Annotated in this window: 8 protein-coding genes; all 8 read left to right on the plus strand. The window is 61.0% G+C overall.

Annotation, left to right across the window (positions count from 1 at the left end):
- A partial coding sequence (gene soxC, locus AC1D1P_RS07000; protein WP_477672505.1) for a sulfite dehydrogenase occupies window positions 1-1,251 on the plus strand: 1,251 nt, incomplete at its 5' end.
- A complete protein-coding gene (locus AC1D1P_RS07005) occupies window positions 1,238-2,425 on the plus strand; it encodes a c-type cytochrome (protein WP_477669339.1) in 1,188 nt (395 codons plus the stop codon). The genes soxC and AC1D1P_RS07005, both read left to right, overlap by 14 nt.
- A 148-nt stretch (window positions 2,426-2,573) precedes the next feature.
- Window positions 2,574-3,041 carry a thiosulfate oxidation carrier protein SoxY gene (soxY, locus tag AC1D1P_RS07010; RefSeq protein ID WP_477672506.1) on the plus strand — a complete coding sequence of 156 codons (468 nt, stop codon included), beginning with the start codon at window positions 2,574-2,576 and terminating at the stop codon, window positions 3,039-3,041.
- A gap of 50 nt (window positions 3,042-3,091) precedes the next feature.
- On the plus strand, window positions 3,092-3,403 hold the full coding sequence (soxZ, locus tag AC1D1P_RS07015; RefSeq protein WP_457280652.1) for a thiosulfate oxidation carrier complex protein SoxZ: 312 nt from the start codon (window positions 3,092-3,094) through the stop codon (window positions 3,401-3,403).
- A 62-nt stretch (window positions 3,404-3,465) separates the two neighbouring features.
- Window positions 3,466-4,272, plus strand: a complete 807-nt coding sequence (gene soxA / locus AC1D1P_RS07020) for a sulfur oxidation c-type cytochrome SoxA (RefSeq protein ID WP_477672507.1) — start codon at window positions 3,466-3,468, stop codon at window positions 4,270-4,272.
- Between the two features lie 18 nt (window positions 4,273-4,290).
- Window positions 4,291-4,950 carry a sulfur oxidation c-type cytochrome SoxX gene (soxX, locus tag AC1D1P_RS07025; RefSeq protein WP_477669342.1) on the plus strand — a complete coding sequence of 220 codons (660 nt, stop codon included), beginning with the start codon at window positions 4,291-4,293 and terminating at the stop codon, window positions 4,948-4,950.
- A gap of 106 nt (window positions 4,951-5,056) precedes the next feature.
- Complete coding sequence (gene soxB / locus AC1D1P_RS07030) at window positions 5,057-6,775, plus strand: thiosulfohydrolase SoxB (RefSeq protein WP_477669343.1); 1,719 nt, start codon at window positions 5,057-5,059, stop codon at window positions 6,773-6,775.
- A 276-nt stretch (window positions 6,776-7,051) separates the two neighbouring features.
- Window positions 7,052-9,940 (plus strand): 2-oxoglutarate dehydrogenase E1 component, encoded by a 2,889-nt coding sequence (locus tag AC1D1P_RS07035; RefSeq protein WP_477669344.1) that lies wholly within the window; start codon window positions 7,052-7,054, stop codon window positions 9,938-9,940.
- The last annotated feature ends 18 nt before the right edge of the window (window positions 9,941-9,958 follow it).

Genomic DNA, 9,958 nt, shown 5'->3' on the forward strand with positions numbered 1-9,958 from the left:
TTTCTGGCCGGCGCGTTTGCAGCTGCGTCAGCCGGGGTGGCGGCGGTGGGTCAGGCCCGGGCAGCGACTCCGGAGGGCGATGCCAATATCCTGAACCTTCCCGCCCACAGCAAGGGCCTGGGCCAGCCCGTGGCGGCCCGTGGTTACGGCCTGCCCAGCGAATGGGAAAAAAACCTGCAGCGCCGCGAGAGCCCGGGCCTCACGCGCATCGGCCAGGCCAGCGTGAGCTTTTGCCCATTGCAGGGCCTCTTCGGCATCATCACCCCCAGCGGCCTGCACTTTGAACGCCACCACCAGGGCTGGTGGGACATCGACCCATCGAAACACCGGCTGATGGTCAATGGCTCCGATGACGCCATGCTCAAGCGCCCCATGGTGTTCAGCATGGATGAGTTGATGCGCCTGCCGAACGTCAGCCGCATGCACTTCATCGAATGCGGCGCCAACACCGGCATGGAGTGGGGCAACTCGGCGGTGCCAACGGTGCAGTACACCCACGGCATGCTGAGCTGCAGCGAATTCACCGGCGTGCCCTTGCGCACCCTGCTGGAGCTGTGCGGTGCCGACCTCAAGCGCGCCAAATTCATTCTGGCCGAGGGGGCCGACGGCTCAGGCATGACCCGCACCATCCCCATGAGCCTGGTGATGAGCGGTGAGGTGCTGGTGGCCTATGGCCAGAACGGCGAAATGCTGCGCCCTGAAAACGGCTACCCGTTGCGGCTTATCGTGCCGGGCGTGCAGGGCGTGAGCTGGATCAAATACCTGCGGCGCATCGAGGTGGGCGACATGCCTTATGGCACCAAGGATGAGACGATCCATTACGTCGACCTGCAGCCCAGCGGCCTGCACCGGCAATACACCAGCATCCAGGAAGTCAAAAGCGTGGTGACCTCGCCCAGCGGCGGGCAGGTACTGCTGCAAAAGGGCTTTCACAACGTCACGGGGCTGGCCTGGAGCGGCCGGGGCAAGATCAAACGTGTGGACGTTTCCGTGGACGGTGGGCGCAACTGGGCGCCGGCGCGCCTGGAGGGGCCGGTGTTGGCCAAATGCCTGACGCGTTTTAATGCCGATTTTGTGTGGGACGGCAAACCCGCCATTTTCCAGAGCCGCGCTGTTGACGAGACCGGCCAGATCCAGCCGACGTACAACGAACTGCGCAAAGTGCGAGCGTCCCGCAGCATTTATCACAACAACGCCATCCAGTCGTGGTCGCTGGAAGAAAACGGCGAGGTGAAAAATGTCCAGATCTAAGGCTTTGTCCGTTTCTCATGGCGTCCGCGTTGCGATGGGCTCGCTGCTGCTGGCGGGTGTTACCCAATGGGCTGCGGCTGCTGATAAACCGGTGATTCTCTCCAGCATCGGCCGCACGGCGACACCGGCGGAAGTCAAAGCCTGGGACATTGACGTGCGGCCCGACTTCAAGGGCCTGCCCAAAGGGCAGGGCTCGGTACGGCAGGGTGAAGTGATCTGGGAGGCGCAATGTGCGTCCTGCCACGGCAGTTTTGCCGAGTCGTCCGAAGTGTTCACGCCGATTGCCGGCGGCGTCACGGCTGAAGACATCAAGAATGGCCGCGTGGATGGTCTGATGCCTGGCTCCAACCAGCCGAACCGCACCACATTGATGAAAGTCTCCACGCTGTCGACGCTCTGGGACTACATCAACCGCGCCATGCCGTGGAATGCCCCCAAAACATTGACGGCCGACGAGGTTTATGCCGTCACTGCCTACATCCTGAACCTGGGCAATATCCTGCCCGACAACTTCACCTTGTCGGACGCCAATATCCGCGAGGTACAGGCCCGTTTGCCCAACCGCAACGGCATGACGACGTCGCACGCGATGTGGCCGGGCAAGGAGCTGGGCGGCACGGCGCGCCCCGATGTCCAGGGCTCGGCCTGCATGAAAAATTGCGCCGGCGAGGTGGTGGTCAAAAGCTTTTTGCCAGACTATGCACGCAACGCCCATGGCAACCTGGCCGAGCAGTCGCGACTGGTGGGTGCCAGCCGGGGTGTGGACACCACCCGGCCGCCCATGGCCGGAATATTTGAATCAAATACGGCCCCAAACCAGACAGGACGTGCGCAAGCAGCTCCTGAAAAGATAGCAAACTCCACGCCGGTTGTTGCTGTGCAGCTGCCAGCTGTCGTTAAAACCGCCGCGCCCGGCGTTGCGTCCGTCATGCCGTTGCTGCAAAAAAATACCTGCACCGCCTGCCATGGCATGGACAGCAAGATGGTGGGGCCATCCTTCAAGGATATAGCCAACAAATATAAAGACCGCGCCGACGCGACGGTTTACCTCTCGGGCAAAATCAAGGCCGGAGGGCAGGGTGTCTGGGGCGCAATCCCCATGCCGCCGCAGGCACTGAGTGCGGCGGAGTCGGCGCAGATTTCCCAATGGCTGGCTCAGGGCGCGTCAAAATGAGGCACATGGAAATTGACGATGTCGAGACAGCCGGCTTTAACTTTTTCACAGCGTGGTCGGGATAAGTACCGTTCCACGGCTTGACGTTTTTGTGTCCAATCGTTGTTAGTTTTTCAGACATTCAAGTTATATAAAAAAGGAGTTCACCATGGAACGTCGTGATTTTCTGGCCAGCAGTTCAGGCGCCACTGCGCTGGTGCTGGTAGCGGCCACCGGGCTGAACCCGGCACACGCGCAAAACGCGCCAGGCTGGAACAAAGCCGCTTTTGACAGCAAGTCCCTGGCAGATGCCGCCAAGGCCATGGGCGCGACCAGCGCTCCGGTTGAAAGCAAGGACCTGCTGCTGCAGGCGYCCGAAATTGCCGAGAACGGCAATGTGGTGCGTGTCGGCGCGCAAAGCAACATTGCCAACACCACCCAAATTGCGCTCGTTGTCGAAAAGAACCCCAGCGCGCTGGCTGCCGTGTTCGAGATTCCCGCCGGCACCGACGCCAACGTCTCGACCAACATCAAGATGGGCCAGTCATCCAATGTTTATGCACTGGCCAAGGCCGGTGACAAGTACTTTTATGCGGTCAAGGAAGTGAAGGTGACTTTGGGCGGTTGCGGCGGTTAAGCCGTCCCGACTTCGACAACCACCACAACCCTTGAAATCAGGAGAAAAAAATGTCAGAACCGATGCGAATCCGGGCACAGGCCCAAGGCGATAAAACCACCGTGCGCGTGCTGGTGAGCCACGAAATGGAAAGCGGCCAGCGCAAGGATGCGGCCGGCAAGACCGTCCCGGCCTGGTTTATCCAGAACATCAGCGCCACCTGGAACGGCAAGACCGTGATGAGCGCGCAGTGGGGCACGGCCGTTTCCAAGAACCCTTTTGTGCAGTTCAGCTTCAAAGGTGGCAAGGCTGGCGACAAGATCGCGGTCAGCTGGGTCGACAACCACGGCGACAAGCGTACCGACGAAGCCGTCATTGCCTGAATCCCGACGGTTTCCCGCCGCGCCCCCTTTGCTGCCCCACAACGATATTTGAGGAGTCCACGATGAAGTTGAGCCTGTTTGGGCTGGCGGCCCTGGCCGCCACGGCCATCTTGTCATTGCCTGCTGCGGCGCAGAAGAGCACCGCTGAAGGTATTGCCGAATACCGCGCCATGCTGGCCGACGGCAACCCGGCCGAGCTGTACGAAGCCCGTGGCGAGGCACTCTGGAAACAGGCGCGCGGCCCCAAAAATGCCTCGCTTGAAAAATGCGACCTGGGCAAGGGCCCGRGCGTGGTGAAAGGTGCTTTCGTCGAGCTGCCGCGCTTCTTTGCCGACACCCAGCGGGTGCAGGACATGGAGTCGCGCCTGCTGACCTGCATGGAGCAATTGCAGGGTTTTAATGCCGCCGAGATCGCCAAAACTCCTTTCGGTGCGGGTGAGCAGAAGTCCATCGAGTCGCTGGTGGCCTATATCTCGGGTGAATCGCGCGACATGACCTTCAAGGTGCCGCAGTCGCACGCCAAGGAAAAGCTGATGTACGAGGTCGGCAAGAAGGTGTTTTACCTGCGCGGCGGACCTTACGACTTTTCCTGTGCATCCTGCCATGGTGAAGACAACAAGCGTGTCCGCCTGCAGGATTTGCCCAACCTCACCAAACAGCCCGGCGCCGGCAACGGTTTTGGCGCCTGGCCGGCCTACCGGGTCTCAAGCGGGGATCTGTGGAGCATGCAGCGCCGCCTGAATGACTGTTATCGCCAGCAGCGTTTCCCTTTCCCGGGCTACGCCTCCGACGCCACCATCGCCCTGGGCGTGTTCATGGGCGTCAACAGCAAGGGCGGTGCTTCCATTGCGCCGGCCCTCAAACGCTAATCAGGCAGGAGAGAACTGATGAACACGATTTACACCAAAGCCGCCCTGTCTTCCGCCTGCCTGGCATTGACCGCCTTTTTCCTGTCCAGTTGCGCCATTGCGCCTACGGCGCAGGAGGTAGACGAAGCCACCCAGCAGGTGCTGAAAAGCTCCTTCCGTGAGCAGGGCATCGCGAAGATGGACCGCCTGACGCTGGACGCTTCCAACCAGGCCTGCTCGGAAGCCGCCGGCAAGCCGCTGGAGGAAAAAGCAGCCAAAGCCATTGAAGAAGCCAACCTCAAAACCGTGAAACTGCCTTCCGATGGCAAGTACCTCGGTAGCTGGAGTGAAGGCGAAAAAATTGCGCAGAACGGCCGCGGCCTGACCTGGAGCGACAAGCCCGGCGAAGCCAATGGCGGCAGCTGTTACAACTGCCACCAGATCAGCAAGGCCGAGCTGTCTTTCGGCTCCATCGGCCCCAGCCTTTACAACTACGGCAAGCTGCGCGGTGTAAGCAATCCGGCGTCACCCGAGAGCAAACCCATCGTGGAGTACACCTGGGGCAAGCTGTGGAACGCCAAAGCCTACAACGCGTGTTCCGACATGCCGAGGTTCGGCCATGCCGCCATCCTGAACGAGCAGCAGATTCGTGACGTGATGGCGCTGCTGCTGGATCCGAATTCGCCTGTCAACAAGTGATTTGAGTGTTTTGTGCCGCCAGGCCAATAGTGACGAGCGCAAGCAGCTCCTGAATTGATAGCAATCTGATGCTTTGCCTGGGTAACCGGGCAGGATGACCAACGCCATGAACCTGTCCCGCCGAGAGTTTGCAAGTGTCATGGCCGCTGCGCTGGCCGCCGGTTTTCCCCTTCAGCGTGAGGCCGGCGCCGCCCAGGCTGCGGGCCTGTACGAGCTGCCGCGCACCGGCAATGTGCATCTGCTGCACATGACCGATTGCCATGCCCAGCTGCTGCCGATCTATTTCCGCGAACCCTCCGTCAATCTGGGTGTGGGGGCGATGCGCGGGCAGGCGCCGCACCTGGTGGGCGAACATCTGCTCAAGGCCGCCAGCCTGAAGTCGGGTACGCCCGAGGCGCATGCGTTGACCTTCCTGAACTTTGAGCGGGCCGCGCGCCAGTACGGCAAGGTGGGCGGCTTTGCACACCTTGCAACGCTGGTAAAGCAACTGAAGGCTGGCCGGCCGGGTGCCTTACTGCTCGACGGCGGTGACACCTGGCAGGGCAGCGCCACGGCGCTCTGGACACAGGGCCAGGACATGGTGGATGCAGCCAGGCTGCTGGGCGTGGATGTGATGACGGGCCATTGGGACTTCACCTATGGCGAAGAGCGCATCAAAAAAATCGTCGAGCAGGACTTTGCCGGCAAGATTGACTTTATCGCGCAAAACGTCAAAACCAGCGACTTCGGCGACCCGGTGTTCAAGCCCTACGTCATCAAGGAAATGAATGGCGTGCCTGTTGCCATCGTCGGCCAGGCTTTTCCCTACACACCGATCGCCAATCCTGGCTGGCTCACGCCGAACTGGACTTTCGGCATCCGCGAAAGCGAGATGCAGGAAACGGTGAATGAGGCGCGTGCCAAAGGAGCGCAAGCCGTGGTGCTGCTCAGCCACAACGGCATGGATGTGGACCTCAAGATGGCCTCGCGTGTCACGGGGATCGACGTGATTCTGGGCGGCCACACCCATGACGGCGTGCCGGTGCCTGTCATCGTCAAAAACCCCGGCGGGCAGACCATCGTGACCAACGCTGGCAGCAACGGCAAGTTTTTGGGCGTGCTGGACCTCAACGTCAAGGACGGCAAGGTGGCCGGTTTCAACTACCGGCTGCTGCCGGTGTTTGCCAATCTGTTGCCGGCCGATGCGGCCATGAATACGCTGATCGACAAGGTGAGGGCGCCTTACACCGCCAAATTGGGTGAAAAACTGGCTGTGACGGAAGGCACGCTGTACCGCCGCGGCAACTTCAACGGCAGCTTTGACCAGCTGATCCTGGACGCCCTGATGAATGTGCGTGGCGCCGAGATCGCGTTTTCGCCCGGATTCCGCTGGGGAACCTCTCTGCTGCCCGGCCAGGCCATTACGCGCGAGCACGTGATGGACCAGACTGCGATCACGTATCCCTGGACCACGCTGACGGACATGCGCGGCGACATGATCAAGACCATCCTGGAGGACGTGGGCGACAACCTGTTCAACCCCGACCCGTATTATCAGCAGGGCGGCGACATGGTGCGTGTGGGCGGTTTGACCTACACCTGCGAGCCCGGCGCCAAAATGGGTGAACGCATCCAGGACATGCGTCTGGGCGGCAAGCCCATCGAAGCCGGCAAGACTTACAAGGTGGCCGGCTGGGCGCCGGTGGCCGAGGCCAGCAAAAATGCCGGTCCCCCGGTCTGGGAGGTGGTGGAAAGCTATCTGAAGGCCAAAAAGGTCATTCAACCTGTCAAACCCAACACTCCGCGGCTTGTGGGTGTGACCGGCAATCCGGGCCTTGCCGTCTGACTTTCAGCCCCCAAATGCAGCAGTAGCTTCGAAGCATGTGAGAGCATGTAAGAGGTATGTGGGAGCGTTGGGCGTGCGTAGAAGCCATGGCCTTTTCGGGTATGGTCATGAGCACCGTCTTTCCGCTGTCACAGTTCGGTRGCACAATCTGGGTTGTTTCTGAAGGCCCYTCCTGCCACAGTCGCATCCGCTAATCGGTCCAGCCGTGTTGCGGAAGGTTAATTAACCAGCTTTAACCAGCTAATGTTTCCCCAAGGGAAACGGAGGTCAGCGGATATGAGTTCCATCCCGACGGCATCGTCCGTCTATTCAGCCTATCAAGGCAACACCTATCTCTTCGGCGGCAACGCGCCCTATGTCGAAGAGATGTACGAAAACTACCTTGCCAACCCCGGCAGCGTGCCCGACAACTGGCGCGAGTATTTCGACGCACTCCAGCACGTTCCCGCCGTCGACGGCAGCAATGCCAAGGACGTTCCGCATCTGCCGGTCGTCAACGCCTTTGCCGAGCGCGCCAAGCAGGGCCAGACCAAAGTTGTGGTCGCCAGCGGCGCCGACTCCGAAATGGGCCGCAAGCGCACGGCCGTCCAGCAACTGATCGCCGCCTACCGCAACGTCGGCGCACGCTGGGCCGACCTGGATCCGCTCAAGCGTGCCGAACGCGACAAGATTCCCGAACTGGAGCCGTCTTTCTACGGTTTCAGCGACGCCGACCAGGAAACCGTGTTCAACACCAGCAACACGTTCTTCGGCAAAGACACCATGAGCCTGCGCGAGCTCATGAACGCGCTGCGCGAAACCTACTGCGGCACGATTGGCGCCGAGTACATGTACGCGACCGACCAGAACCACAAGCGCTGGTGGCAGCAAAAGCTCGAATCGATTCGCAGCAAACCCAATTTCACCAAGGAAAAGAAGCTCCACATCCTGGACCGGCTGACCGCAGCCGAAGGCCTGGAGCGTTTCCTGCACACCAAGTACGTCGGCCAGAAGCGCTTTTCGCTGGAAGGCGGCGAAAGCTTCATCGCCTGCATGGACGAGCTGATCCAGCAGGGCGGTATCAAGGGCGTGCAGGAAATAGTGATCGGCATGGCCCACCGCGGCCGCCTGAATGTGCTGGTCAATTCCCTGGGCAAAGTCCCCGCCGACCTGTTCGCCGAGTTCGACCACACCGCGCCTGAAGACCTGCCAAGCGGTGACGTCAAATACCACCAGGGCTTCAGCTCCGACGTGACCACCCCTGGCGGCCCGGTCCACCTGACTTTGGCTTTCAATCCCTCTCACCTGGAAATCGTCAATCCCGTGGTTGAAGGTTCGGTACGCGCCCGCATGGACCGTCGCGCCGATCCCAAAGGCCTGCAGGTACTGCCGGTGCTGGTGCACGGTGATGCCGCTTTTGCAGGGCAGGGCGTTGTGATGGAAACGCTGGCGCTGGCCGAAACCCGCGGTTATTTCACCGGCGGAACGGTCCACATCGTGATCAACAACCAGATCGGTTTCACCACCAGCGACCCGCGCGACAGCCGCTCGACGCTGTACTGCTCCGACGTCGTCAAGATGATTGAAGCGCCGGTGCTGCACGTCAATGGCGACGACCCGGAAGCCGTGGTGCTGGCTACCCAGCTGGCCCTCGAGTTCCGCATGGAGTTCCAGAAGGATGTCGTGGTCGACATCATCTGCTTCCGCAAGCTGGGTCACAACGAACAGGACACGCCTGCGCTGACCCAGCCGCTGATGTACAAGAAGATTGCACAGCACCCCGGCACCCGCCGCCTGTACGCCGACAAACTGACGGCACAGGGCATGGGCGACACCCTGGGCGACGACATGGTCAAGGCCACGCGCGCCGCGCTGGATGCCGGCAAGAGCACCTTTGATCCGGTTCTCACCAACTTCAAGAGCAAGTATGCGGTTGACTGGGTGCCTTACCTGGGCAAGAAGTGGACCGATGCCGGTGACACCGCGATCCCGATGGCCGAGTGGAAGCGCCTGGCCGACAAGATCACGGCCATTCCCGCGACCGTGACGCCGCATCAGCTGGTCAAGAAGGTGTATGACGACCGCGCAGCCATGGGCCGCGGCGACGTCCCTGTGGACTGGGGCATGGGCGAGCACATGGCGTTTGCCTCACTGGTGGCAAGTGGCTACCCGGTGCGCCTGTCGGGCGAAGATTGCGGACGCGGCACGTTCACGCACCGCCATGCCGTCATTCACGACCAGAATCGCGAAAAGTTCGACACCGGCACCTATGTGCCGCTGCAGAACGTGGCCGACAACCAGGCTCCGTTCGTTGTCATCGACTCCATCCTGTCGGAAGAGGCCGTTCTGGCGTTTGAATACGGCTATGCCTCGAACGATCCGAACACGCTGGTGATCTGGGAAGCCCAGTTCGGCGACTTCGCCAATGGCGCGCAGGTCGTGATCGACCAGTTCATCGCTTCCGGTGAAGTGAAGTGGGGCCGTGTCAACGGTATCACGCTGATGCTGCCGCACGGTTATGAAGGCCAGGGCCCGGAGCACAGCTCGGCACGCCTGGAGCGTTTCATGCAGCTGTCGGCGGACACCAACATGCAGGTGGTGCAACCGACGACCGCCAGCCAGATCTTCCACGTGCTGCGCCGCCAGATGGTGCGCAACCTGCGCAAGCCGCTGGTCATCATGACGCCGAAGTCGCTGCTGCGCAACAAGGACGCCACCTCGCCGCTGTCCGAATTCACCAAGGGTGGGTTCCAGACCATCATCCCCGAGACCAAGGATGACATCAACAAGAAGGCAGACAAGGTCAAGCGCATCATCGCGTGCTCGGGCAAGGTGTATTACGACCTGGCCAAGAARCGTGAAGAAAAGGGCATTGACGATACGGCCATTATTCGTGTTGAGCAGCTTTATCCGTTCCCGCACAAGGCTTTTGCGGCCGAGCTGAAAAAGTACCCGAACGCCACCGACATCGTGTGGTGCCAGGACGAGCCACAAAATCAGGGTGCCTGGTTCTTTGTGCAGCACTACATCCACGAGAACATGTTCGAAGGTCAAAAACTGGGCTATTCCGGCCGTGCTGCTTCGGCATCACCGGCTGTGGGTTATTCGCACCTGCACCAGGAGCAGCAAAAGGCGCTGGTGGACGGCGCGTTTGCCAAGCTCAAGGGCTTTGTGCTGACCAAATAAGGTCGCCCCTCCCCGAAC

This window comes from Polaromonas sp. P1_E1_2 (genome assembly GCF_056406035.1).